17 protein-coding genes and 1 pseudogene are annotated in these 24,729 nt (G+C 72.4%); 12 read left to right on the top strand and 6 right to left on the bottom strand.

The genetic code is table 11. The features are described from left to right. Window positions 1-71: 71 nt before the first annotated feature. Both acnA and FYW95_RS07655 read left to right on the top strand, forming a co-directional pair. Window positions 72-2,795 carry an aconitate hydratase AcnA gene (acnA, locus tag FYW95_RS07660; protein WP_159943794.1) on the top strand — a complete coding sequence of 908 codons (2,724 nt, stop codon included), beginning with the start codon at window positions 72-74 and terminating at the stop codon, window positions 2,793-2,795. A 200-nt stretch (window positions 2,796-2,995) separates the two neighbouring features. After that, window positions 2,996-3,427, top strand: coding sequence for an SRPBCC family protein (locus FYW95_RS07655; RefSeq protein WP_159943795.1), 432 nt, complete (start codon window positions 2,996-2,998; stop codon window positions 3,425-3,427). A 100-nt stretch (window positions 3,428-3,527) separates the two neighbouring features. On the opposite strand, the gene FYW95_RS07650 is transcribed toward FYW95_RS07655, so the two are convergent. After that, a complete protein-coding gene (locus FYW95_RS07650) occupies window positions 3,528-3,779 on the bottom strand; it encodes a hypothetical protein (RefSeq protein WP_159943796.1) in 252 nt (83 codons plus the stop codon). 990 nt (window positions 3,780-4,769) lie between these two features. Between FYW95_RS07650 and FYW95_RS07645 the strand changes: the two genes are divergently transcribed. Continuing rightward, window positions 4,770-6,983 (top strand): serine/threonine protein kinase, encoded by a 2,214-nt coding sequence (locus FYW95_RS07645; RefSeq protein WP_159943797.1) that lies wholly within the window; start codon window positions 4,770-4,772, stop codon window positions 6,981-6,983. A gap of 54 nt (window positions 6,984-7,037) precedes the next feature. On the opposite strand, the gene FYW95_RS07640 is transcribed toward FYW95_RS07645, so the two are convergent. Beyond that, window positions 7,038-7,688 (bottom strand): TetR/AcrR family transcriptional regulator, encoded by a 651-nt coding sequence (locus FYW95_RS07640; protein ID WP_159943798.1) that lies wholly within the window; start codon window positions 7,686-7,688, stop codon window positions 7,038-7,040. A gap of 155 nt (window positions 7,689-7,843) precedes the next feature. Between FYW95_RS07640 and FYW95_RS07635 the strand changes: the two genes are divergently transcribed. Beyond that, the gene (locus FYW95_RS07635) at window positions 7,844-8,713 is read left to right on the top strand and encodes an alpha/beta hydrolase (RefSeq protein WP_159943799.1); all 870 of its coding nucleotides are present in this window, start codon (window positions 7,844-7,846) and stop codon (window positions 8,711-8,713) included. A gap of 24 nt (window positions 8,714-8,737) precedes the next feature. Here the strand turns inward: FYW95_RS07635 and FYW95_RS07630 are convergent, their stop codons facing one another. Beyond that, window positions 8,738-9,334, bottom strand: a complete 597-nt coding sequence (locus FYW95_RS07630) for a uridine kinase family protein (protein WP_159943800.1) — start codon at window positions 9,332-9,334, stop codon at window positions 8,738-8,740. Window positions 9,335-9,445: 111 nt separating this feature from the next. Here FYW95_RS07630 and FYW95_RS07625 point away from each other — a divergent pair, with 111 nt between their 5' ends. From FYW95_RS07625 to FYW95_RS07595, 7 genes are all read left to right on the top strand, one after another. Beyond that, entirely contained in the window at window positions 9,446-10,621 is a 1,176-nt protein-coding gene (locus FYW95_RS07625; RefSeq protein WP_159943801.1) for an ROK family transcriptional regulator, read from the top strand. Window positions 10,622-11,033: 412 nt separating this feature from the next. Then, on the top strand, window positions 11,034-12,179 hold the full coding sequence (locus tag FYW95_RS07620; protein WP_159943802.1) for an ABC transporter substrate-binding protein: 1,146 nt from the start codon (window positions 11,034-11,036) through the stop codon (window positions 12,177-12,179). Window positions 12,180-12,264: 85 nt separating this feature from the next. Continuing rightward, a complete protein-coding gene (locus FYW95_RS07615) occupies window positions 12,265-13,062 on the top strand; it encodes an ATP-binding cassette domain-containing protein (RefSeq protein ID WP_159943803.1) in 798 nt (265 codons plus the stop codon). Then, window positions 13,062-14,342: a sugar ABC transporter permease gene (locus FYW95_RS07610; RefSeq protein ID WP_159943804.1), complete on the top strand. Its 1,281-nt coding sequence runs from the start codon at window positions 13,062-13,064 to the stop codon at window positions 14,340-14,342. The genes FYW95_RS07615 and FYW95_RS07610 overlap by 1 nt, the downstream gene beginning before the upstream one ends. 166 nt (window positions 14,343-14,508) lie before the next feature. Further along, window positions 14,509-15,324: a sulfite exporter TauE/SafE family protein gene (locus FYW95_RS07605; protein WP_370462408.1), complete on the top strand. Its 816-nt coding sequence runs from the start codon at window positions 14,509-14,511 to the stop codon at window positions 15,322-15,324. A gap of 231 nt (window positions 15,325-15,555) precedes the next feature. Next, entirely contained in the window at window positions 15,556-17,478 is a 1,923-nt protein-coding gene (gene dxs, locus FYW95_RS07600; RefSeq protein ID WP_159943805.1) for a 1-deoxy-D-xylulose-5-phosphate synthase, read from the top strand. 71 nt (window positions 17,479-17,549) lie between these two features. Further along, window positions 17,550-18,938: an FAD-dependent oxidoreductase gene (locus FYW95_RS07595; protein WP_159943806.1), complete on the top strand. Its 1,389-nt coding sequence runs from the start codon at window positions 17,550-17,552 to the stop codon at window positions 18,936-18,938. A 69-nt stretch (window positions 18,939-19,007) separates the two neighbouring features. On the opposite strand, the gene FYW95_RS28850 is transcribed toward FYW95_RS07595, so the two are convergent. Continuing rightward, on the bottom strand, window positions 19,008-20,309 hold the full coding sequence (locus FYW95_RS28850; RefSeq protein ID WP_159943807.1) for a neutral zinc metallopeptidase: 1,302 nt from the start codon (window positions 20,307-20,309) through the stop codon (window positions 19,008-19,010). A gap of 94 nt (window positions 20,310-20,403) precedes the next feature. Then, complete coding sequence (locus FYW95_RS07585) at window positions 20,404-21,186, bottom strand: TetR/AcrR family transcriptional regulator (RefSeq protein WP_159943808.1); 783 nt, start codon at window positions 21,184-21,186, stop codon at window positions 20,404-20,406. Between the two features lie 149 nt (window positions 21,187-21,335). On the opposite strand from FYW95_RS07585, the gene FYW95_RS28075 reads away from it, so the two are divergent. After that, on the top strand, window positions 21,336-23,555 hold the full coding sequence (locus tag FYW95_RS28075) for an MMPL family transporter (protein WP_159943809.1): 2,220 nt from the start codon (window positions 21,336-21,338) through the stop codon (window positions 23,553-23,555). 193 nt (window positions 23,556-23,748) lie between these two features. Here the strand turns inward: FYW95_RS28075 and FYW95_RS28070 are convergent. Further along, window positions 23,749-24,495, bottom strand: a pseudogene (locus FYW95_RS28070) (BTAD domain-containing putative transcriptional regulator); the annotation flags it as partial. Window positions 24,496-24,729 lie beyond the last annotated feature (234 nt).

Here is a 24,729-nt window from a genome sequence, read left to right as displayed (position 1 = left end):
CAGTAGGTCCCGCACCTGCCCCATGGGGCAGGATGCTGGGAACACAGTGGCGAGATCAGGAGGCAGACACCGTGTCCGCGAACAGCTTCGGCGCCCGTGACACGTTGCGCGTTGGCGACGAGTCGTACGAGATCTTCCGCTTGGAGTCCGTTGAGGGCTCCAAGCGGCTTCCCTACAGCCTGAAGGTGCTGCTGGAGAACCTCCTGCGCACCGAGGACGGTGCGAACGTCACCGCCGACCACATCCGGGCCCTGGGCAACTGGGACCCCAACGCGCAGCCCAACCAGGAGATCCAGTTCACCCCCGCGCGGGTGATCATGCAGGACTTCACCGGCGTCCCCTGCGTCGTCGACCTCGCCACCATGCGCGAGGCCGTGCGCGACCTGGGCGGCGACCCGGACAAGATCAACCCGCTCGCCCCCGCCGAGCTGGTGATCGACCACTCCGTCGTCGTCGACCTCTTCGGCCGCCCCGACGCCTTCGAACGCAACGTCGAGATCGAGTACGAGCGCAACTACGAGCGCTACAAGTTCCTGCGCTGGGGCCAGACCGCCTTCGACGAGTTCAAGGTCGTCCCGCCCGGCACCGGCATCGTGCACCAGGCCAACATCGAGCACCTGGCCCGCGTCACCATGAGCCGGAACGGCCAGGCCTACCCCGACACCTGTGTGGGCACCGACTCCCACACCACCATGCAGAACGGCCTGGGCATCCTGGGCTGGGGCGTGGGCGGCATCGAGGCCGAGGCCGCGATGCTCGGCCAGCCCATCTCCATGCTCATCCCGCGCGTGGTCGGCTTCAAGCTGACCGGCGAGCTCAGGCCCGGCACCACCGCCACCGACCTGGTGCTCACCATCACCGAGATGCTGCGCCAGCACGGCGTGGTCGGCAAGTTCGTCGAGTTCTACGGCGAGGGCGTGGCCTCGGTGCCGCTGGCCAACCGCGCCACCATCGGCAACATGAGCCCGGAGTTCGGCTCCACCGCCGCGATCTTCCCGATCGACGACGAGACCATCCGGTACATGAGGCTGACCGGCCGCTCCGAGCAGCAGGTCGCCCTGACCGAGGCCTACGCCAAGGCCAACGGCTTCTGGCACGACCCGGCCAACGAGCCCGCGTTCTCGGAGTACCTGGAGCTGGACCTGGCCGAGGTGGTCCCCTCGATCGCCGGCCCCAAGCGCCCGCAGGACCGCATCGCGCTGGCGCAGGCCAAGAGCACCTGGCGCCACGACGTGCGCAACTACGTCGAGGACGGCGTCGACGAGTCGGTGGAGGAGTCCTTCCCGGCCTCCGACGCCCCCTCCCACGCCGCCAACGGCGGCCGCCCGCACAAGCCGGTCAAGGTCACCATGGCCGACGGCACCGAGACCGAGATCGACCACGGCGCCGTGGTGATCGCCGCGATCACCTCCTGCACCAACACCTCCAACCCCTCGGTCATGCTCGGCGCCGCCCTGCTGGCCAAGAAGGCGGTGGAGAGGGGCCTGTCCCGCAAGCCGTGGGTCAAGACCTCCCTGGCCCCGGGCTCCAAGGTGGTCACCGACTACTACGAGCGCTCCGGCCTGACCCCCTACCTGGACAAGCTGGGCTTCAACCTGGTCGGCTACGGCTGCACCACCTGCATCGGCAACTCCGGCCCGCTGCCGGAGGAGATCTCCAAGGCCGTCCAGGACCACGACCTGGCCGTCACCTCGGTCCTGTCCGGCAACCGCAACTTCGAGGGCCGGATCAACCCGGACGTGAAGATGAACTACCTGGCCTCGCCGCCGCTGGTGGTCGCCTACGCGCTGGCCGGGTCGCTCGACGTGGACATCACCACCGAGCCCCTGGGCGTGGACAAGGACGGCGAGCCCGTCTTCCTGGCCGACATCTGGCCGAGCGCCGAGGAGATCCAGGAGGTCATGGACTCCGCGATCGCCTCGGACATGTACGAGTCCGCCTACTCGGACGTCTTCGCGGGCGACGAGCGCTGGCGCTCGCTGCCCACGCCCACCGGCAACACCTTCGAGTGGGAGGACGAGTCCACCTACGTCCGCAAGCCCCCCTACTTCGAGGGCATGGACACCACCCCGGCGCCGGTCACCGACATCACCGGTGCCCGGGTCCTGGCCAAGCTGGGCGACTCGGTCACCACCGACCACATCTCCCCGGCCGGCGCCATCAAGCCGGGCACCCCGGCGGCCGAGTACCTCAAGGCCCACGGTGTGGAGCGCCGCGACTTCAACTCCTACGGTTCCCGTCGCGGCAACCACGAGGTGATGATCCGCGGCACGTTCGCCAACATCCGCCTGCGCAACCAGATCGCGCCGGGCACCGAGGGCGGCTACACCCGCGACTTCACCCAGCCCGACGCCCCGGTGTCGTTCATCTACGACGCCGCGCAGAACTACGCCGAGCAGGACATCCCGCTGGTCGTCCTGGGCGGCAAGGAGTACGGTTCGGGCTCCTCGCGCGACTGGGCCGCCAAGGGCACCCGCCTGCTGGGCGTGCGCGCGGTCATCACCGAGTCCTACGAGCGCATCCACCGCTCCAACCTCATCGGCATGGGCGTGCTGCCCCTGCAGTTCCCCGAGGGCCAGTCCGCGGACTCCCTCGGCCTGACCGGCGAGGAGACCTTCTCCATCACCGGTGTGACGGAGCTGAACGAGGGCCGCACCCCCGCCACGGTGAAGGTCAGCACCGACACCGGCGTGGAGTTCGACGCCGTGGTGCGCATCGACACCCCGGGTGAGGCGGACTACTACCGCAACGGCGGCATCCTGCAGTACGTGCTGCGCCAGCTGATCGCCAGGTAGGCCGGTTCCGCGCGCGCCGCGCGACCCCGCACGGGGCCGCCACCGACCGGTGGCGGCCCCGTTGCGTGTGCGCCTCCGCTCCGCAACCCGGAAAAGGTCACGGAAAGGTCTCGAAATGGTGATTGCGCGGAGGCCATGCGGGTAGCCGCCCTCATGAGGACGCGGGACACCAGCGTCAGACGAGGGAAGGAGCCGTACCGATGTCGGACATCATCGAGACGATCGAGGTCGACGTCCCGGTCACCGCCGCCTACGCGCAGTGGACCAGGTTCGAGGAGTTCCCGGCCTTCATGGAGGGGGTCGAGAAGGTCGTCCGCACCGGTGAGGGCCGCATGGTCTGGACCATCGAGATCGGTGGCCAGGAGCGGGAGTTCGAGGCCGTGGTCACCGAGCAGGTCCCCGGTGAGCGGATCGCCTGGAAGACCACGGACGGCACGACCCACGCGGGCGTGGTGACCTTCCACCACCTGTCGGACACGCGCAGCAGGATCACCCTGCAGGTCCAGACCGTGCCGGAGGGCCTGGTGGAGCAGCTCGGTGACAAGCTCGGCCTGGTCAAGGCCCGCGTCAAGGGCGACCTGAAGCGCTTCAAGGCCTTCGCGGAGCCCTCGAACGGCACCCCCTCCGCCTGAGGACCTCCCCGGCCCCGGGCCGGGGGGAGGACTCCGGTCCCCGTATCACCCGGCATTGCGGGGAGCGGAGCCACACGCGGGCTCCCGTGTGCCCGGGGCGCTAGCTGGCGCCGCTCACCGTGGTCGAGGAGTGGGCGCCGCCGTGGCCGGCGTGGCTCCAGGACTCGTAGAACCAGGCGCCGCCGTCACCGGCGAAGGCTCCCAGCTCGTAGCTGAACGCGCCCTTGGGCCCGGCTCCGTTGGCTTCCGTGTAGTAGAAGGCGTCCGCCGAGGCCAGGGCCGGGGCCCCGAGTGCGAGCGCGGGCGCCGCGATGGCCGTGAACGCGAAGCGGCGAAGAGTCTTCTTCTGCATGACGGTGGGTTCCCTTCAAAGCTGTTCCCGGGGAGTGGCTGTACCGGTCGGTCCCGTGTGGGATCCGTCCGCGAGATGCGAAGGCGCTGGACCGCCCGACCTCGTCCCCGGTGTCCAGCCTGCGCCGGAGCCAGGGAAAGAAGGAACACCACGCCGATGAGCGAACGACAAAATCGGGGGGAGGGGAACCGAACGGCGTTTTCCGTGGGCGGCCCCCGGAGCGCTATCCCCGGATCCCGCCAGGGGAGACGGCGTGTCGCGCGGGAGGTGAACGCTCCCGCTTCCCGACGATGTCCTAAAAGGCGATAATTTCCGTTTTGTGGGTAAATGCTGGATATCCTCAGCGCATGCCCGGCCTTACCCGCCCCCGGTTCCGCGCCCCTCCTGCCCGCCCCCGCCGACCGGACGGCCGGGACGGCCTCGGCGTGCTCCTCCAGCCCGACGCCGTGCCCCGGGCGGTGGGTGCATACCGCTGACGAGCGTGCGGAACCGCCTGCGGCGCCCGTGCTTCTCCCGGGACTTCTCCTGCTGGAAGTCCGGGTCCCCCACCGCGATCGCGGCCGCCCCACGCCCGGTGGCCCAACGCGACAGGCTCCTCGGGGCGTGGCGCACCTGCGCGTCGCGGTGCGCGGCCGCCCCTGACAGGCCGGAGGGGAGCCGGCGGCACGCGCTCGATCCGGGCGCCGCGTGCGCCCGGACCGCCCGCGACCGCACGCGGCCCGTGGCCCTGCCCGTCGAGCACAGCGTGTGGGCCGCGACCGGTTACGGCACGCTCACCGACGACCTCGTCGAGCGGATCCAGCGAGGGGACCACCGGGTGGGTCCGTCCGGCCGCTGACCTTCCCTCCGCTCGGATCCGGGCGGGAGGGCGGCGGCTTCGGGGCATGCCCACACCCCCGGATCCGTAGCGGCCGAAACGTGGCTATAGTTCCTCCGGGCCCGTCATGGGCCGCGGGGGGAAGCGGACGACGACGGATACGGGGTGAACCGGTGGAGGACGTGGACGGCCGGAGGGACGGCGGCGCGACGGGCCGGTCCGCGGTCCGCACGGCGGGGAACTACCGCCTGGTGAAGACGCTGGGCCGCGGCGGCTTCGGCGAGGTGTTCCTCGGCGAGGCGCCCGACGGCAGCCGCGCGGCGGTCAAGATCCTGCACGCGAGCTGGGCGGGGGACCCGGAGATGCGCCGCCGCTTCACCACCGAGGTGGAGCAGGCCCAGCGGGTGAGCGGCTTCTGCATCGCGGCCATCCTGGACGCCGACCCCCTGGCCGACGAACCGTGGATCGCCACGGAGTTCATCGACGGCCCCACCCTTCAGGCGGCGGTGGCCAAGGAGGGGCCGCGCCGCGGGGTCGAACTGCACCGGCTGGCCGTCTCCACCGCCACCGCCCTGGCCGCGATCCACGCCGCCGGGGTCGTGCACCGCGACCTCAAGCCCGACAACATCATGCTGGCCCCGGACGGGCCGAGGGTGATCGACTTCGGTATCGCCCGGGCGGTGGAGGCCACCTCGGTCACCGCCAGCGGAGTGGTGGGCACCATCGGCTACATGGCCCCCGAGCAGTTGGAGGGCATGCGGCTCACCTCGGCGGTGGACATCTTCTCCTGGGGCTCGGTGATGGTCTACGCCGCGACCGGGCGCGAGGCCTTCTCCGGCCCCACCCAGGCCTCCCGCATCGCCCGGATCCTCAGCGGGGAGCCCGATTTGGGGGACCTGTCCGAGCCGCTGGCCGGGATCGTCCGCTCCTGCCTGTCCAAGGACCCCGGGCTGCGCCCCGACGCCTCCACCCTGCTCAACCTGCTGATCAGCGCCCCAGCCGAGGGCACCGCGGCCCAAGGCGCCGCCTGGGCACCCGCCCCGGCCGGTGCGGACCCGATCGCGGTCGCCCCGGCGGCGGGCCTGGCCCCCACCCGCGTGGCGTCCCCGCAGGCGGGCGCGAACGCGGTCCCCGGCGTGGATCCGACCCGCTCCTACACGCGCATGGCACCGCCGGGCGGCGTCCCCGTCACCGGAGGGCCGCCCGCCCCGACGCCCTCCTTCCCGGCCCCCGTCGCGGGGCCGACCGGTGGTGGGCTCCCGGCGCCGACGCACCGCTCCGGAGTTCCGCCCTACCACTTCCTCGGCGTGCGCTTCACCGACCCGCGGGACCTCGCCGAGTCCATGCAGCAGAACTGGACGGCCGCCGTCCAGGTCTTCAACAGCACGGATCAGCGGGCCGCCCTGGGCGCCTGGCTGGTCAACGACCTCGGCGACACCACCGTGGACCGCTCCCTGTTCCGGGGCCACGTCAACAACGACGCCAACCTGGCGCTGGCCTCCTTCATCTCCCAGCTGCGCCCCGACCTGCCGCCGATCTTCCGCGGCCGGGGCGCCACCGTGGCCGAACTCGGTGAGATGTTCACCGACCCGCGCCCCCTGCTCACCGGCGCGCCCCTGTCCAACGAGATGGTTCTCATGGCGCGGCCGAGCGTGCTGCGGATCATGGGCGCCCACCACGGTGCGGACGCGGCCGAGCTGATGCGCCTGGCCGACAGCCTGGAGGAGGCCGAGCGCTCCGCCAACGCCCTGCGGGAGCAGCTGAGCACCGAGCTGGAGGGCTGGCGCGGCACGAACGTCAGCGTCAGCACCGCCCTCATCCTGGCCTTCCTGCTGCACCCCGAACGGCTCGTCGCCCCCGGTGACGGCGGCGACCCGGGGGTGGGGGAGTGGGTGGCCATTCTCTGGAGGCGCGTGCTGGACGCCCCGGCTCCCGTCAACGCCGGGTACGCCGCCGTGGTCTACGGCGCGCTGCCCGCACTGCGGACCCTGGCCGAGCAGCGTCGGCACTGGGAGGGGCGGCACACCAAGGCCAGCACCGAGTACGAGGCGCTGCGGCGGCGGGTCCTGCTCCAGGACCGCCTGCTGCTGGCCCTGCGGATCTCCCGCCTCGCGATCCTGGGCCTGCCCGCCGCGTTCGTGGTCGAGCTGGCCATGCAGGGCGTTGACGGGACGCTGGCGGCCCTGTTCGTCGCCGTGGGCGTGCTCGGCCTCCTCGGAACGGTGCTCCTGGAGGCCACCGTGCGCATCACCTCCGGCAACCAGGTCCGGCGCAACCTGCGCTACCAGGAGCTCAACTCCTCGGCCGCCCAGCTGCCGCAGCTGACCGCCGGGGTCGAGCGCATCCACCGCGACCTGCGCCGCGCCCGCGAGATCTGCGGGCCCTGACCCTCCGCCGCGCGGTGCCGGACCGCCCGGTCTCCGCGGTGTCCGGGCGGCCCCTCAGCCATGGTCGGCCCAGGGCCGCGGGGTTCCCGGTGTGACCAGGGCGTCCAGCCGCGCGACGATGGCGGCGCGCGCCGCGGCGTAGGGGGTCTCCAGGTCCTCCTCCAGCAGGGAGAGCGAGTTGGCGCTCTCCAGGAACGAGCGCAGCTCGAAGGAGAGCAGCGCGGGGTCGGCGTCGGGGGAGAGTTCGCCCAGCTGCCGGGCGTCCTCGACGGTGTGCGCGACCAGCTCCCGCCACCGCCGGTTGGCGTCCACCAGTGTGTCGCGGATCCGTCCGGGCCGGGACTCGTACTCCGCGGTGACGGTGTAGAAGAGGCACCCGCCCGTGAACACCCGTTCCCGGGAGTAGTCGATCCAGTCCTGGCACAGCCGCCACAGCCGCCCCACACCGGGGCGAACTCCCAGCGCTCCGCGCACCACGTGGCGGACGAAGACGCGCCGTCCGGCCTCGATGGTGGCCAACTGCAGCTCCTCCTTGGACCCGAAGTGGGCGAACACGCCGCTCTTGCTGATGCCCAGCTCCTTGGCCAGCCGACCGAGGGACAGACCCTCCAGGCCCTCCGCCGAGGCGATGTTTGCGGCGCGGTCCAGCACGGCGCGGCGGGTCTGGTCGCCCCGTTGCAGCCTGCCGTCGGTCTGGGTCGTCATGGTCGTGCTCCCGGGGTTCCCTGGTCGTGGTATCCGAACGGTCGGTCGCCCGTGGCAACAGACTAGACGCACTTGACCGGGGCTCCGGGACCAACAAATAATACGATCGTTCGTTTAGTTTTCTGGCGTGGTCACCACGCGGAAGAGAGACAGCCATGCACACCCTCCCCCTCGTCGGCGCGGCCCTGAACACCCTGGCCCCGGTGGCCCCGCGACCGGTCGGAGCCCTGCTGCGCCGTATGTGGTCCCGGCCGGGTGCGCCCCGGCCCGTGGCCGAGGCCGACCGCGACATGCACGAGCGGGCCCGGACGGAGACCCTGCGGGCGGGGCGCTGGGACGTGGCGACCTACGCCTGGGGCGACGGGGTGCGTCCCGTGCTGCTCGTCCACGGCTGGGCCTCACGCGCCTCCCGCTTCGCCCCCCTGGTCCGGCGCCTGCTCGACCTGGGCTACAGCGCCGTGTCCTGGGACGCCCCCGGACACGGCGCGACACCCGGACCCGTCGGCATGGTGCCCGACGCGGTGGAGATCATCCGCCGCCTCCAGGAGCGCCACGGACGCTTCCACGCCGTCATCGCCCACTCCCTGGGCGCGGCCGGCGCCGTGCACGCCCTGCGCGAGGGCGTGCGCGCGGACCGCCTGGTCCTGGTGGCGGGGGTAGCCGAACTGGGCACCACCACCGAGGAGTTCACCGCGGCCCTCGGTCTCGGTCCGCGCGCCGTCCGGGCCCTGCGCCGATCGGTCGAGCGGCACCACTTCGGCGGGGACCCGTCCGTGTGGGAGCGCTTCTCGACCACCCACGCGCCCGGCACGGTGACCCGGCCCGCCCTGCTCGTGCACGACGTCGACGACGCGCGCGTCCCGGTGGAGCAGGCCAGGCTGACCCTGGCCGCCCTCGGCGGGCCGGCGCGGCTGGTCACCACCTCGGGCCTGGGCCACAACCGGATCCTCACGGACGGCGCGGTCATCGACCGGATCGCGGGGTTCGTCCGAGGCGTGCCCGCCCCGGCGCGGAGCGGCGACTGACCGCCCCGCCGGCGGGGCGGCCGGTCAGGGGGCCGGGTTGTCCACCACCACGTCGGCGTGCTCGCGGACGCGGTCCCCGCGGTGGAGGAACTCCTCCTGGCGCGCCCACAGGTCGCGGTGGGGCGCGTAGAGCCCCGCGTCCCACCGGCGGTCCAGACGCCGGAGGCGCTCGCCGTCGTCCGCGGCCACCCACACCAGGAGATCGAGGAGGCCGCGCACGGCGGCCGCCCCCGAGCCCGTCCCCTCCACCACGAGCACCCCGCCCGCCGCCACGTCCCCGGGTAGGCGGGTCCACTCCCGCGCGAAGGCGCCGCGCTCCCAGTCGTAGCGCCGCCAGGCCGCGCGTTCCCCCCGGCGCAGGGGGTCCAGCACCCACGCGCGCAGCAGCTCCGGGGCCTCGGCCAAGCCCTCCCACCCGGGGTAGAGGTCTTCCATGGTCAGCACGCGGACCGCCTCGCCCCGCGCGGCCAGCGCCGCGCGCAGCCGTGCGGCCACCGTGCTCTTGCCCGCGCCAGAACGCCCCTCGACGGCCACGACGCGCGTGTCCGGGCGCGCGGGAACCTCGCGCGCCAGGCGTTCCGGCCACCCGGGGCCGACGGTGCTGATACGTGCTCTGGCCACGTTCGGACCCTAACGCGACCGACACGGCGTTCCGGCTTGTGTTCAATCCTTGTAGCATTTTTCGGGACAGTGCCGACGCGCCGAGAGGCCATCGAGACAAAGGGGCAGCCGGTGACCGAGGCCACCACGACGCCGGGATCCCAGTCCGCCCTGCGCCAGGCGAACGAACGGCGGGTCGTGGACGTGCTGCGCCGGGACGGAACCTGCACCCAGGCAGAACTGGCCCGGGCCACCGGCCTGTCCGCGGCCAGCGTCTCCAACATCGTGCGCGGCCTGCGCGCCGCCGGGACCGTCTCGGTGCGCGACACCTCCTCCAACGGCCGCCGGGCCCGGGCGGTCACCCTGCTGCGCCCGCCGGGCGCCGTCGTGGCCGTCGACTTCACCGCCGACCGCGTCGGCGTCGCGATCGGGGACAGCGACGGCAACATGCTGGCCAGCGAGCGGATCGCCTACGACGTGGCCGCCGACGCCGAGCGCGGCGTGCGCCGCGCCGCCTGGCTGGTCGAGACCACGATGGTGCGGGCGCGGATCGACATGGGCACGGTCTCCTCGGTCGTGGCCTCCGTGCCCGGGCCGGTCGACCCCGGCACCGGCGAGGTCGGCCACATCTCCTGCGTGCCGCGCTGGGCGGGCTTCCGCCCCGCCAAGGCGCTCACCGAACGGCTGGGCCTGGAGGTCCACGCCGAGAACGACGCCAACCTCGCCGTGCTGGCCGAGCAGCACCAGGGCGCCGGGATGGGCGCCGAGCACGTCGTGTACGTGGTCATCAGCGAGGGCGTGGGCGCGGGCATCATGATGTCGGGCCAGCTCTTCCGCGGCGCGGGCGGCACCGCCGGAGAGATCGGGCACATCGCGCTGGACCCGCGCGGACAGGTGTGCCGGTGCGGTAACCGGGGGTGCCTGGAGACCTTCGTGGGCGCCAACTACCTGCTGGACATGCTGCCGTCCAACCCCGGTGCGGCCCGCGCGTCCGGGCCCGTGCGGATCCCCGACATGGTGGCCGCGGCGCTGGAGGGCGACCCGGGCAGCCGGCGCATCATCGCCGAGGCGGGTACCGCCCTGGGGCAGGGCACCGCGATCGTGGCCAACCTGTTCAACCCCGAGCGGGTGATCGTGGGCGGGGACCTGGCCGAGGCGGGCGAACTGCTGCTGGACCCGATGCGCCGGGCGATGGAGCTGGGCTCGCTGGGCAGTGCGCTGGAGCGGCTCGAACTGGTGCGGAGCGCGCTGGGCCGGGACGCGAGCCTGTACGGCGCGCTGCGACTGGCGGCCCGGTACGCGAACTGAGCCGCCCGGAACCCGGCTCCGGCGCCGACCTTCACCCGGGCACCCGTGGTGATGACCGTCCGTACCGGGTCCGGGGTGTCCCGTTCCGGTTCCGTGCCCGCGAAGCAGGCGGGGCGGCGGGTGTCCCACCCGGGGGTCGGCTTCGCGCGTAGGCTGGAACGAGGACGAACACCGAGGTCAGCGCTGGAGCGACGGCACGGTTCGGTAAAAATCGCAGTGTCTTCACACGAGGTCACACCTCGGGATCCCGCTCTGGCCAGTGTTTTCAGTGATTTTAAGTCCTGAATCCAAGCTCCGTGATGTTTCGGTTATGTGTTCAGGAGTTGACGACAAGGTGGCGTCGGGGTTTGACTTCACTCCACCACTCGCGAGTTCCACAGATCACATCCCCCGTCATGAGAGGCACCTCGCGTTGAACACACGACGCTTCACAGCACGCCGCACGGCTGTCGGCGGCTTCGCCGCGGTCGGAGCCGCCCTTGCCCTGCTCGTCTCCGGGTGCGGGTCGCTCACCAACACCGGTGAGGACGCCGAGCGCGAGACCCACACCGTCGAGGAGGGCTTCCACGTCGGCCTCCTCCTGCCCGACCTGCACACGGCCCGCTACGAGGCCTTCGACCGGCCCTTCTTCGAGGAGGAGCTCAACGAGCTCTGCCCGAACTGCGAGCTGTCCTACGCCAACGCCGACGGCGACGTGGACGAGCAGCAGACCCAGGCCCAGGCCATGCTGACCGACGGGGTGGACGTGCTCGTCCTGGACGCCGTCGACGCCGCCGCCTCGGCCGGAACCGTCAACGAGGCCCGGTCCCAGGGCGTTCCGGTGATCGCCTACGACCGCCTCGCCGAGGGCGGCGTGGACATGTACGTCTCCTTCGACAACCACCGCGTCGGCCAGGTCCAGGCCGAGGCCCTGATCGCGGCCATGGAGAAGGAGGGCACCGCGGGCGAGGGCCAGATCGTCATGATGAACGGCTCTCCCACCGATCCCAACGCCGGCAGCTTCAAGGCGGGCGCCCACGAGATCTTCGACGGTCAGGTGGAGATCGGCCAGGAGTTCGACACCCCGAACTGGTCGCCCGACGAGGCCAACTCCCAGATGGAGGGCGCTATCACCTCCCTGGGCCTGGACGAGATCATCGGTGTCTACGCGGCCAACGACGGCATCGCCTCCGGCGTCATCTCCGCGCTGCGCAGCGCGGGTGTGTCCGTGAAGGATCTGCCTCCGGTGACCGGTCAGGACGCCGAGCTCGCGGGCATCCAGCGCATCATCGCGGGTGAGCAGTACATGACCGTCTACAAGGCCATCCAGCCCGAGGCCCAGGTCGCCGCCGCCATGGCGGTCTCCCTGGCCACCGGTGAGGACCCCCAGCTGGGCGAGTACTCCCTCACCGAGGTGGAGGACGCCGCGGGCGAGACCGTCCAGGCGGTCCTGCTGGAGCCGATCGCGGTCACCAAGGACAACGTCGGCGACACGGTCGTCTCGGACGGGATCTACAGCATCGAGGAGATCTGCACCGACGACTACGCCGACACCGAGTTCTGCCAGGAAGCCCTCTAGAGCCGGTGTGACGGCCCGTTCCGGGGCGGGAGGCCATCCGCTGGCCGCCCGCCCCGGAACGGGAGGAGAGAAGAGAATCGAACGCATGAGCACACCAGTCCTGGAACTGTCCGGGATCTCCAAGACCTTCGGCGCGGTGCGCGCCCTCAGCGACGTCGACTTCCACGTCGGCGAGGGCGAGGTCGTCGCCCTGCTGGGTGACAACGGCGCCGGCAAGTCCACGCTGGTCAAGGTCATCTCCGGAGCCCACCCCGCCGACAGCGGCGGAGTCATCACGTGGGACGGCAAGCCAGTCAGCATCTCCAGCCCCGCCGACGCCCAGCGGCTCGGGATCGCCACGATCTACCAGGATCTCGCCCTGTGCGACAACCTGGACATCGTCGGCAACCTCTTCCTGGGCAACGAGAAACTGCACTTCCCCGGCACCCTCGACGAGGTCGAGATGGAGAGCCGGGCCATGGACCTGCTGGACTCGCTGTCCGTGCGCATCCCCAGCCTGCGCGTCCCGGTCGCCTCGCTCTCCGGCGGCCAGCGCCAGATCATCGCCATCGCCCGCTCGCTCCTGGGGCAGCCGCGCGTGGTGATGCTCGACGAGCCCACGGCCGCCCTGGGCGTCGCCCAGACCGCCCAGGTCCTCGACCTCATCGAGCGCCTGCGCGACCAGGGCCTGGGCGTGCTGCTGATCAGCCACAACATGGCCGACGTACGCGCCGTCGCCGACCGTGCCGTGGTGCTGCGGCTGGGCCGCAACGCCGGTAACTTCCCCATCGCGGAGACCAGCTACGAGGAGATCGTGGCCGCCATCACCGGTGCCGCCGACAACCCGGTCAGCCGTCGCTCCGAGCGCACCGGTACCTCGGCCCTGGCCACGGAGGACAAGTGATGACCCAGCAGACCCCCGTTTCCAAGGCGCCCGCCCCGGGCGGGGCCGAGCCCGCCGGACCCAGGCGCGATCCGCGGCTGCTGGCGACGGTGGCCTCGCCCAAGGGCTGGCTGGAGGCGTTCAAGCGCAACGTCCGCGGCGGTGAGCTGGGCGCGATGCCGGTGATCCTCGGCCTGATCCTGATCGCCGTCGTCTTCCAGTCGGCCAACGACCGGTTCCTGTCGCCGCAGAACCTGTCCAACCTGTCCGTGCAGATCGCCGCCATCGGCCTGATGACCACCGGCGTGATCATGGTCCTGCTGCTGGGCGAGATCGACCTGTCCATCGGCTCGGTCGCCGGACTGTCCGCCGCGGTCCTGGCGGTCCTGGCCGTCAAGCAGGGCCTTCCTGAGCCGGCGGCGATCGCGGCCGCACTGGGTATGGGCCTGCTGGTCGGCCTGCTGCACGGCTTCGTCTTCGCCAAACTGGGAGTCCCGGCCTTCGTGGTCACCCTCGCGGGCCTCCTGGGCTGGCAGGGCCTGCACCTGTACCTGATGGGTGCCGACGGAACCATCAACACCAGCCCCAACGGGGCGATCGCGCTACTGACCCAGACCTTCTTCGTGCCGTTCATGGGCTGGGCGATCGCGGGTCTGGCACTGGCGCTGTACGTGGTGTCGGTGGCCGTGGTGGAGCGCCGCCGCCGCCAGGCGGGCCTGCCCTACAAGCCTCCGGTGGAGATCCTGTTCCGCGCGGTCCTGCTCGCCCTGCCGATCCTGGGCGGGGTGTGGGTGCTCAACCAGTACAAGGGCGTGCCGCTGGCCTTCCTGATCTTCGTGGGCTTCGTCGTCGTGCTCGACCTGGTCCTGCGCAAGACCCGTTACGGGCGCATGGTCTACGCCGTCGGCGGCAACGCCGAGGCCGCCCGCCGCGCTGGGATCAACGTGGACTGGATCCGCATCTCGGTGTTCGGCATCGCCTCCACCCTCGCCGCGCTGGGCGGCATCATCCTCACCTCGCGCAACTTCGCCGCGAGTGTGTCCACCGGTGGCGGTGAGGAACTCATGATGGCCATCGCCGCGGCGGTCATCGGCGGCACCAGCCTCTTCGGCGGCCGTGGCAACGCCTACTCCGCCCTCCTGGGCGGCCTGGTTCTGGGCGCGATCGCCTCCGGCCTGCTGCTGCTCCAGATGTCCACGTCCGTCCGCTTCATGATCACCGCCGCGGTTTTGCTGATCGCGGTGATCCTGGACGCCGCCTCCCGCCGCGGTCGCAAGACCCACGCCCGGGGCGGGGCCTGACCAAGGCCGGCGGTCCGACGGCGCCCTCTCCCCGCCGTCCCCGCCCGTTCCGCCCGGCCCGGCGCCCCGTGCGCCGGGCCGGGCGGTTCCCACGTTCGTCGGTGTTCGTCCCGTCCTCCTATCTCCCGAAACCGACCGGAAGAGTGGGGATATAGCGTCGCGGACCGTGCCCGTCGAACTCGCCGCCCCCGCGCTCCCCTCCACGGCCCTCCGCCTGGGGGAGTACTTCGCGCCCTCCGGCCACGGAGTGCTCACCGGAGCGGACCTGTGGCCGTTCGTCCTGGTCGGCGCGCTCGCGCTGGTCTGCGGGGCCGTCGTGCAGAGCACCGTCGGGCTCGGCCTCGGACTGGTCGCCGCCCCCGTCGTCTCCCTGCTCGACCCCACGCTCATGCCCGGGGCGCTGCTCGTGACCGTGATCGTCCTGCCGGTGCTCACCCTGCTCCAGGAGTGGCGCCACGTGGACTGGCGCGGCATCGCCTGGGGACTGCCCGCGCGCCTGCCCGGGACCGTCCTGGGCGTGTGGGTGGTCGCGGTGCTGGAGCCCCGGGCCCTGGCCGGAGCGGTCGGGGCCATGGTGCTCGTGGCCGTGGCCCTGTCGGTCTGGTCGCTGCGGGTGCGCCTCACACCGGTCTCACTGGTGGCGGCCGGGGCCCTGTCCGGGTTCGCGGGCACCGCGACCTCCGTCGGGGGCCCTCCCATGGCCCTGCTGTACCAGTACGAGGAGCCCGCCAGGGTCCGGGCCACGCTGGCCGCGTTCTTCCTCCTCGGAGGGGCGGTCTCCCTGGCCGCGCTGGCCCTGGGCGGGCAGATGGACGCGCGGACCGCGGTGGTCGGGGCCTCGGCCGCGCCCTTCGTGGGCGCGGGCTTCCTGCTGGGAACCGCGCTGCGCCGCCGGGTCAACGCCGCCTGGCTGCGGGCGGCCATGCTCTGCGTCGTCTCCGCCTCCGCGCTGGGCCTGCTCACGCAGGCCGTCCTCGGATGAAGTGCTCCGGGAAGCGAGTAATGTACGCGGAAACCGGGGTGTGCCCGGTGTGGTGGCGGTCCCGCCCCGGGAAGGCTCCTGCCCGCGGCCCCGGACGGGGCCGGGCGGGACCCGTGGACGTAGGCCCATAAACTCGGGTATGTATACCTGCCGGTAGCCAAGTCCGTCCCACGTCAGGGGCCGGGTAGGGCGAACGCAACGGACACGCTGGACGAGGGGACTGACGAGACAGTGGCACTGTTCGAGTCGATGCACAATCCGGAGGCGCTCAAGAGGCTCCCGGCCGACCGGCTCCCTGCGCTGGCACAGGAGATCCGGGAGTTCCTGATCGATTCCTGCTCCCAGACCGGCGGGCACCTGGGCCCCAGCCTCGGCGTCGTCGAGCTGACCATCGCGCTGCACCGGGTCTTCGACTCCCCCAAGGACCCCATCCTCTTCGACACGGGCCACCAGGCCTACGCGCACAAGATCCTCACCGGCAGGCACGACTTCACCAACCTCAAGTCCGAGGGCGGACTCTCCGGCTACCCCTCGCGCGCCGAGTCCGAGCACGACTTCATCGAGAACTCCCACGCCTCCACCGCCCTGTCCTACGCCGACGGCATGGCCAAGGCCAACGAGGTCCAGGGCCGCACGGACCGCACCGTGGTCGCGGTCATCGGCGACGGAGCCCTCACCGGCGGCATGGCCTGGGAGGCGCTCAACAACATCGCCGAGCGCAGGGACCGCCGCCTGGTCGTCGTGGTCAACGACAACGGCCGCTCCTACTCGCCCACCATGGGCGGGCTCGCCGACCACCTGGCCTCCCTGCGCATGGCCCCCGGCTACGAGCAGGCCCTGGACCTGGCCAAGACCACCCTCAACCGCACCCCCGTGGTCGGCCAGCCCCTCTACGAGGCCCTGCACGGCATCAAGAAGGGCCTCAAGGACGCCATCCAGCCGCAGATGATGTTCGAGGACCTGGGGCTGAAGTACCTCGGCCCCATCGACGGACACGACGAGCAGGCCCTGGAGAAGGCCCTGCGGCGCGCCCGCGACTTCGGCGGCCCGGTCATCGTGCACTGCATCACCCAGAAGGGCAAGGGCTACGCCCCGGCCGAGAACCACGACGAGGACCAGTTCCACGCCCCCGGCCCCTTCGACGTGGCCACCGGCCAGGCCAAGCCCGGCTCCAAGGCCGTCAAGTGGACCTCCGTCTTCGCCGACACCATGGTGGAGATCGGCGCCGAGCGCCCGGACGTGGTGGCCATCACCGCCGCCATGCTCCACCCCACCGGGCTCAACAAGTTCGCCGAGGCCTACCCCGACCGCGTCTTCGACGTGGGCATCGCCGAGCAGCACGCCGCGACCTCGGCCACCGGCATGGCCATGAACGGCCTGCACCCGGTCGTGGCCGTCTACGCCACCTTCCTCAACCGCTGTTTCGACCAGGTGCTCATGGACGCCGCCCTGCACCGCCAGGGCGTGACCTTCTGCCTGGACCGCGCCGGGATCACCGGCAACGACGGCGCCAGCCACAACGGCATGTGGGACATGTCCATCCTGCAGGTGGTCCCCGGCCTGCGCCTGGCCGCGCCGCGCGACGCCGAGCGCCTGCGCTCCCTGGTTCGCGAGGCCGTGGCCGTGGAGGACGCCCCCACCGTCGTGCGCTACCCCAAGGGCGCGGTGGCCGAGCAGGTGGACGCCGTGGGCAGGCTCGGCTCCATGGACCTGCTGCGCCGCGCCGCCGACCAGGGGCACTCCCGGGACCTGCTCATCGTGGGCGTGGGCACCATGGCCCAGACCGCCTGCGAGGTCGCCGACCGCATGGCCGCCCAGGGGCTGGGCGTCACCGTCGTCGACCCGCTGTGGGTCAAACCGCTGGACCCCGCCCTGGTGGCCGAGGCCGCAGCGCACAGCGTCGTGGCGGTCATCGAGGACAACGGCCGCACCGGCGGGGTCGGCGACGCCGTGGCCCGCCTGCTGCGCGACCACGACGTCGACGTCCCGGTGCGCACCTTCGGCATCGCCCAGGAGTTCCTGGACCACGCCAAGCGCGACAGCATCCTGCGCGAGCAGGGCCTCACGCCCCAGGAGCTGTCCCGCAGTCTCACCGAGACGGTCTCGCGGCACACCGACGCCGCCGCGACCGAACTCGCCGACGAGACCGCCTGAGCCCGTCCCCCCGGGGACGGCGGGGGACGACGGCAGCCCGGCGCACCGCTCCGGGCTGCCAGAATGGCCCCATGACCTCTCCCGAACCTGAGCAGCAGTCCGGACCGCTCCGGGTGGCCGTGATCGGCTCCGGGCCGGCGGGCGTCTACGCCGCGGACGCCCTCACCCGGCAGCGGCGCGTCCCCGTCCGGGTCGACGTCATGGACCGCCTGCCCACCCCGTACGGACTGGTGCGCTACGGCGTCGCCCCCGACCACGTCAAGATCAAGGGCGTGGCCCGGTCCCTGCGCAGGATCCTGGAGCATCCGGACGTGCGCTTCGTGGGCGGGGTCGAGTTCGGCGCCGACCTCACCCGCGCCGACCTGGCCCGTACCCACCACGCCGTCGTCTACGCCACCGGGGCCAGTGTGGACCGGCGCATGGGCGTGCCGGGGGAGGACCTGCCCGGCAGCGTCGCCGCCACCGACTTCGTCAACTGGTACTGCGGCCACCCCGACACCGAGCTGGAGCGCTTCGTCCTGGACGCGGAGGAGGTCGTGGTGGTCGGGGCGGGCAACGTCGCCCTGGACGTGGCCCGGATCCTGGCCAAGACCGCCGACGAACTGCGCCACACCGACATTCCGCAGCCGGTCCTGGACGCGCTCGCCGCCAGCCGGGTGCGGACCGTGCACCTGCTCTCCCGCCGCGGACCGCTCCAGGCCAGGTTCACCGCGCCCGAGCTGCGCGACCTGCTCGCCCTGCCCGGCGCCGACGTGGTCGTGCGCCCCGAGCAGGTCGACATCGACCCCACGGCCGTGGGAGCCGGCGGTCCCGAGCTGAGGGAGGTCGCCCGCGCCGCGCGGACCAACCTCAGACTGCTGCGCGAGCACGCCGCCCGCGAACCCCGGGGGCGGCCCCGCGCCGTCCGGCTGCACTTCTGGGCGCGGCCCCAGCGGGTCCTGGGCACGGACCGGGTGAGCGGGGTGCGGGTGGAGTCCACCCGCCTGGACGCCGAGGGCCGTCTGGCGGGCACCGGGCACACCACCGACCTGCCCGCCGGAATGGTGCTGCGCTCGGTCGGGTACGCGGGCGTCCCGCTGCCGGGGGTGCCCTTCGACCCCGAGCGGCGCACCGTGCCCCAGGAGCGGGGCCGGGTCCTGGACGCCGAGGGCCGCGTGGTCGGGGGGGACTACGTGGCCGGGTGGATCAAGCGGGGCGCCACCGGGGTGATCGGCACCAACAAGTCCGACGCCGCGGCGACCGTGCGCTCCCTGCTGGAGGACGCCGGGGCGCTGCGCGCGGCGGCTCCGGACCTGGTTCCGCTGGAGGAGCTGCTGGACGAGCGGGGCGTCGCGCACAGCGACTACCGCGACTGGCTGCGCATCGACACCGCCGAGGCCGAACAGGCGGTGCAGCTGGACCGCGGCGAGCGGGTCAAGCTCCACGGCTGGGCGGCCTACCGGCGGCTCCTGGAAGGCTGAGCGGGGCCCGGCCGGCGCGGTGCCCGCGGCCGAACCCCCGCGCGGTGACCGGCCGGCACGCGCCCGCCGCTAGCTCACCCGGTCGGGGTCGGCTCCGTAGGTGTTGCAGGCGCCGACGGTCGGCTCCGTCCAGCCCTGCTCCAGCCAGTACGCCCGGTTTCCGGCGCTGCCGTGCGTGTCCAGGTCGCCGCCGGTGTTGAAGTTGGCGTTGACCGCCTCCAGCGCGTCCGGGTCGGCGCCGGTGATCCCGCGCAGGCCCACCCCCGCCATGCACTCGGCCTGCAGTTCGGTGCGGCGGACCGTGTCCAGCTCCTCGTCCAGGCTCCCGGCGTTCCAGCGCAGGTCGTGGGAGATGTCGAGGATGCCGGTGACGTGCTGGACGTGGTGGCCGTACTCGTGGCCCATGAGGGCGAGCCAGACGTCCTCGCGTTCGCCCGCGGGGATCTGGGCGCCCAGCTGGCGCACGTTGGGCAGCACGACGGTGATGCGGGTGTAGTCGCTCTCGTAGTAGGCGAGCGTGTAGCCGTCCTCGTTGTCGTCGTCGGGGGAGACGTCGGTGACGGTCCACTCGGGGGTCTCGCCGAGCAGGCCCAGTTCCGCCATCACCGGGCTCCACAGCTCGTCCAGGCAGCCCCCGGCGGCGGAGGCGAACTCCTCCCAGGACGCGTCCGAGCCCATGTCGAGCTCGGGGATCGGACAGTCGATCCGCTCGGGTACGGCCGCGCCGTAGAGGGGGTGGCCGACCAGGTCGACCTCCACCTCGTTGGGCCGGGCCGTCAGCCGCTGGTCGTAGAGGGCGGACAGGTCGGTGCCGGTGGTGCGGGGCTCCTCGCGGGGGGTGGTGGCGACCATGAGGATGCTCGCGGCCAGGGCCACCAGGGCGACCACGGCGGCCAGGGAGGACCCCACCAGCACGCCGAGGCCGCGGCGGCGCGGCGGCTGGGGCGGCGGCCCCCAGGGCCCGGGGTGGAGCTGCCGGGGAAAGGGGTGGCCCCAGGGGCCGGGCGGCGGATGGGCGCCGGGGTGGGGGGTGTACACGGGCGCCGCGGCGGCCCACGCGCCGGTGGCGCGAGGGGGCGGGGGTGCGCCGCCCGGGGCGTGGGGGCGGTTGGCGGCCTGACCGGGGTGGCCCGGGGGCTGGGGGCGGGACGCGGGGGGACCGGCGTGCGGGCCCGGGGGCGGCGGGTAGGCCGGAGGCGGTGGGTAGACCGGGGGCCACTGCCCGGTGGCGGGGCCGGACCGGCCGTACTCGGGGCCGGTGGCGCCCGGGGGACGGGCGGGGGCACCGTCGGGGTGGGCGTGCGCGGGGCCGGGTTGTTCGGGGCGGGGGGTCTGGCCCTCCTCCCGCTCACCGTCGGGTCGGTTCTCCACGGGTCCGTCCTCGCTATCGTGCTGCCGCACGCTGGGCTGTGCCGGATGTCCCTGCGAAGAATCCGGCAAGAGTCACAGACCACCAGTATGGGGCTTAATCGGGTGTACCTGTGGTAACCGAAGCGCTACTTTCCGGTGGCAGGTAACGCACGCCCAGGCCTGTCAGTATGCTTCGAAGCTCGGACTCGAAGAGTGGTTCCATGTCGCGCATCACGAAGTTCAGGTGCTCGAACACCTCCATGGACACCACCCCGTACAGGCGCACCCAGCACGAGCTGAGCACCATCACCGCCTCCACCGGGATGTGCGGCGCCGAGAAGCCGCAGGTGTCGGCGAAGGCCCGCAGCTCACGGGCGAGCTGGGGGGAGACGCGGTCCCCGTCGGGCAGCGGGAAGCGCTCCTCCGACAGCAGCCGGTCGAAGAGCGTGTAGAAGGTCGCGCCGAAGCGCCGCCCGGCCTCCACCGCCGGCGTGATGTCGGTCTCCGGGGCCAGGCGCACGTGTGGTCCGAACATCGTGGCGAACTCGGCCCGGTGCGTGACCGCCCAGGAGCGGAAGGCGCGCAGCGAGGTGAGGATGCGCAGGTCGGTGTCGTCCGCGGGCACGCTGGCGTCGGCGGCGGCCACCGCGTCGGCCAGCTCCTGGAACATGTCCGCGGTGATCAGCACCAGCAGCGCGTCGATGCCCGAGACGTAGCGGTACAGCCCCGGGGCGGTCATGCCCATCTCCCGGGCGACGGCGCGCAGGGACACCCCGCCCGTCCCGTGCTCGACCAGGTGGTTGCGGGCGATCTGCTTGATCTCCGCGAGTGTGGCCTCGCGCACACGCTCGCGGCGGGTCGGCTGCGCGGCACCCAGGTCCAGCTGCGGTTTCGTCATCTGCTGCGGCACACCCCGTCTCAGGCGCCCGGTCCGGGCGCCGCGGTCCTCGTCGGCGATGTTGACATCGTAACGCCTGCACGCTTTAGTGAACGCCGTTAGCAAACGCCGTTAACAGACATGAAGCCTGTTTCCTGGAGGAGCGGCTTATGCCGACGCATACGGGGCTTTTCGGGCGGATCGGTCGGGGGATGCACCGCTTCCGCTGGGCGGTGCTGACCGCCACCGCCCTCTTCGCCGTCTTCGCCGCGGTCTGGGGCTCGGGGGTCTTCTCCGACGTCAGCGACAGCGGGTTCGAGGATCCCGGCTCCGAGTCCGCGCGGGCCACCCGCGTCCTGGAGGAGGAGCTCGGCCACGACGACGTCGACGTCGTCGCCGTGTATCGCAGCGAGGAGCTGCGGGTGGACAACCCGACCTTCGCCGCGGCCGTCCAGCGCGTCGCGGACGGGATGCCCGACACCGTCGCCGACTTCGACCTCTACCTGGACGAGGAGCTCAGCGAGACCGAGCGCGGCATGCTCGTGTCCGAGGACATGCACGCGGTCTACGTCCCCGTCACCCTGAGCGGACGGACCCACGCCGAACGCCTCCAGCAGTACGGGGAGGTCGCCGAGCACCTGTCCTCCAGCAATCTGGAGGTGCACCTGGGCGGCACGCTGGCCATCGAGCACGAGCTGACGGAGACTGCCGAGGGCGACATCGTCCGCGCCGAACTCGTGACCCTGCCGGTCCTGCTGCTCCTGCTCGTGGTGATCTTCGGCGGACTCGTCGCGGGCCTGGTCCCGCTCGCCGTCGGGGGCCTGGCCATCCTCGGCTCGCTGACGATGCTGCGCGCCCTGACCCACGTCACCGAGGTGTCGGTGTTCGCGGTCAACGTCGCCACCATCCTGGGCCTGGGGCTGGCCATCGACTACGGCCTGTTCATGGTCAGCCGCTTCCGCGAGGAGCTGGGTCGCGGCCGGGGGGTGGGGGCGGCCGTCGCGCGCACCGTCGACACCGCCGGGCGCACCGTCGCCTTCTCCGGGATCACCGTCGGCATCGCCTTCGCCGGACTGCTCTTCTTCCCCCAGCCCATCCTCAAGTCCATCGGCTGGGGCGGTATCGCGGTCGTGCTGTTCGACCTGCTCGCCGCGCTGCTGTTCCTGCCCGCGCTCATGTCCGTGGTCGGCCACCGGATCAACCGCCTGCGGCTTCCCCTGCCGCACCGCACGGTCACCGGCGCCGTGCACGACGGCGCCGGGACCTGGTTCCGGCTGGCGCGCACCGTCATGCGCGGCCCGGCCGTGTCCCTGGTCGCGGTCGGCGCCGTCCTGCTCGTCTTCAGCTCAGGGCTGTCCGCGACCGCGCTCGGCTCCACCGACCAGCGCTACCTGCCCGCCGACGCCGAGAGCCGGATCGCCACCGAGGCGGTCACGGAGGACTTCCCCGGCGGCGGCCTGGGCCGGATCCACGTCGCCGTGCTCGGTCAGGTGGGGGAGGCCGACCTGGAGGAGTACGCCGAACGCCTGGGGGACCTCCCCGAGGCCTCCCTGGCCCGGGTCGAGCGCACCGGGGACGGGGTCGCCCACGTCATGGTCGCCTACGGAGGCGCCTCCGACTCCCCGGAGGTCGCCGGACTGGTCCGCGACGTGCGCGACGCGCCGCTGCCCGAGGGCGCCGAGGAGGCCCTGGTCGGCGGGGTGGCCGCCATGCAGCAGGACAACGTGGCGGCGATCGTGGACGCGACCCCCGTGACGGTCGGCTTCATCGCCGGGGCCACGCTGCTCCTGCTCTTCCTGGCCTTCGGCTCGGTGGTGCTGCCGCTCAAGGCGGTGCTCATGGGCGCGCTGTCCCTGGGCGCCTCCCTGGGCGTGGTCGTCTGGGGCTTCCAGGAGGGCGCCCTCTCCGGGCTGCTGGGCTTCGACGCCGTGGGCACGATCGACCCCACCTACCTGGTGCTGATCACCATCGTCGCCTTCGGCCTGGCGATGGACTACGAGCTGTTCCTGCTCAGCCGCGTGCGGGAGGAGTACCTGCGCACCGGCGACAACACCCGGTCGGTGGCGGCCGGGCTGCAGCACACGGGCCAGATCATCACCAGCGCGGCGATCCTGCTCATGGTGGTGCTGCTGGCCATGGGTACCTCGGGCCTGCTCTTCCTGAAGATCATCGGGATCGGCCTGGCCATCGCGGTGCTGGTGGACGCCACCCTGGTCCGCGCGGTGATGGTGCCCGCCACGATGCGCCTGCTCGGCGGCGCCAACTGGTGGCTGCCCCGCCCGCTGCGCTGGTTGCACGACCGGATCGGGATCTCCGAGGGCGGCGGGGAGGACGAGGTGCCCGGCACCGTCGCCGAGGGGGAGCGGCGGCGCGTTCCGGCTGGGGTCTGACCTCCTCCGGGCGGGGGAGGCCGCGCACGGCCCCCGCCCCGGGCCCGTCCGCGGCCCCGCGCGGGACCCGGTGAGGGGTGCCCGGCCCGCCCTGTCCGAGGGCGGGCCGGGCACCCGCGTGAGCCCCGGTGCTCCGGCGCGCGGGGCTCAGGCGTGCGTCGTGGGCAGGGGGGGCGTGGCGCCGGATCGCCTGGTACAGGTCGTTGAGCTCCGGGCGGGGCGGCATGTTGAGCTCGCCCAGCATGCGCGTGGACAGGCGCTGGTAGACGCGCACCGCCTCGGCGGTGCGGCCCGACCGGTACAGGGCCAGGATCAGCATCCTGGCCAGGTTCTCCTCCAGGGGGTGGCTGCGCAGGGCGTCGCGCAACTGGTCGGTGACCTCCTGGTGGCGCCCGACCGCGATGCTCAGGGCGGCGTACTCCTCCAGCACCACCAGACGGACGGTCTCCATGAACTCGCGTTCGTCGTCGAAGGCCGGGCCGGGCAGCTCGCCGAGGAGGGGGCCCCGCCACAGCTCCAGGGCTCGGGCGAACGCGTGCGCCGCACCCTCCTTGTCACCGCTCTCGCGCAGGTCGCGCGCGGCGTTGACGTGGGTGTGGAACAGGGACAGGTCCACCTGGTCGGGGCCGGCCGCCAGTCGGTAGCCGCCGCCCCCGTTGTCGATGCTGACCCGCTGGTGCGCGGGCAGGGCGGCCAGGGAGCGGCGCAGGCCGGACACGTACTTGTGGACGAGGTTGACGGCGTAGGCGGGGGGACGGGGCCCCCAGACCATGCCGATGATGCGCTGTGTGGTCAGGGTCTGGTTGGCGTTGAGGGCCAGCGCGGCGAGTACGGCTTGCTGCCGGGGAGCCCCCAACGGAAGGACACGGCTGCCGTCGGTGACCGTCAATTCTCCCAGGACCGCCACGGTGCTGGTCACTCGGTGGTGTGCTCTGTGCATTCCGGAGCCTTTCCGGCTGGTTTTCCCCTGGCGTCGGCTTTGTCTGATTTCTTAAGACCTGGTGTTTTTGTGACTCGGGTGCCGGCAGGCCCTTCCCGGGGTGACGTGCGGGGTCGATGTGGTGCGCGAGCGCGCCCTGCTCGGTGAGTCGATCATAAACACGCAGGTTATGGCGGTCCGTAGTGAGCGGGTTTCGCTCCGACGTCGGAAGATGCGGTTGCCCAGCCTGCGGTG

The sequence above is a fragment of the Nocardiopsis sp. FR4 genome, from assembly GCF_009830945.1.
Taxonomy (GTDB): domain Bacteria; phylum Actinomycetota; class Actinomycetes; order Streptosporangiales; family Streptosporangiaceae; genus Nocardiopsis.
The sequence above is the reverse complement of the archived record's forward strand: the minus strand, read 5'-3'. Positions and strand labels throughout refer to the sequence as shown.

What these genes read in the sequence shown, in the direction of transcription:
- FYW95_RS07655 (WP_159943795.1), top strand. Translation starts at nt 2,996, where the DNA reads ATGTCGGACATCATCGAGACGATCGAGGTCGACGTCCCGGTCACCGCC.
- FYW95_RS07585 (WP_159943808.1), bottom strand. Translation starts at nt 21,186, where the DNA reads ATGACGAAACCGCAGCTGGACCTGGGTGCCGCGCAGCCGACCCGCCGC.
- FYW95_RS28075 (WP_159943809.1), top strand. Translation starts at nt 21,336, where the DNA reads ATGCCGACGCATACGGGGCTTTTCGGGCGGATCGGTCGGGGGATGCAC.
- FYW95_RS07650 (WP_159943796.1), bottom strand. Translation starts at nt 3,779, where the DNA reads ATGCAGAAGAAGACTCTTCGCCGCTTCGCGTTCACGGCCATCGCGGCG.
- FYW95_RS07610 (WP_159943804.1), top strand. Translation starts at nt 13,062, where the DNA reads ATGACCCAGCAGACCCCCGTTTCCAAGGCGCCCGCCCCGGGCGGGGCC.
- FYW95_RS07595 (WP_159943806.1), top strand. Translation starts at nt 17,550, where the DNA reads ATGACCTCTCCCGAACCTGAGCAGCAGTCCGGACCGCTCCGGGTGGCC.
- FYW95_RS07640 (WP_159943798.1), bottom strand. Translation starts at nt 7,688, where the DNA reads ATGACGACCCAGACCGACGGCAGGCTGCAACGGGGCGACCAGACCCGC.
- FYW95_RS07615 (WP_159943803.1), top strand. Translation starts at nt 12,265, where the DNA reads ATGAGCACACCAGTCCTGGAACTGTCCGGGATCTCCAAGACCTTCGGC.
- FYW95_RS07635 (WP_159943799.1), top strand. Translation starts at nt 7,844, where the DNA reads ATGCACACCCTCCCCCTCGTCGGCGCGGCCCTGAACACCCTGGCCCCG.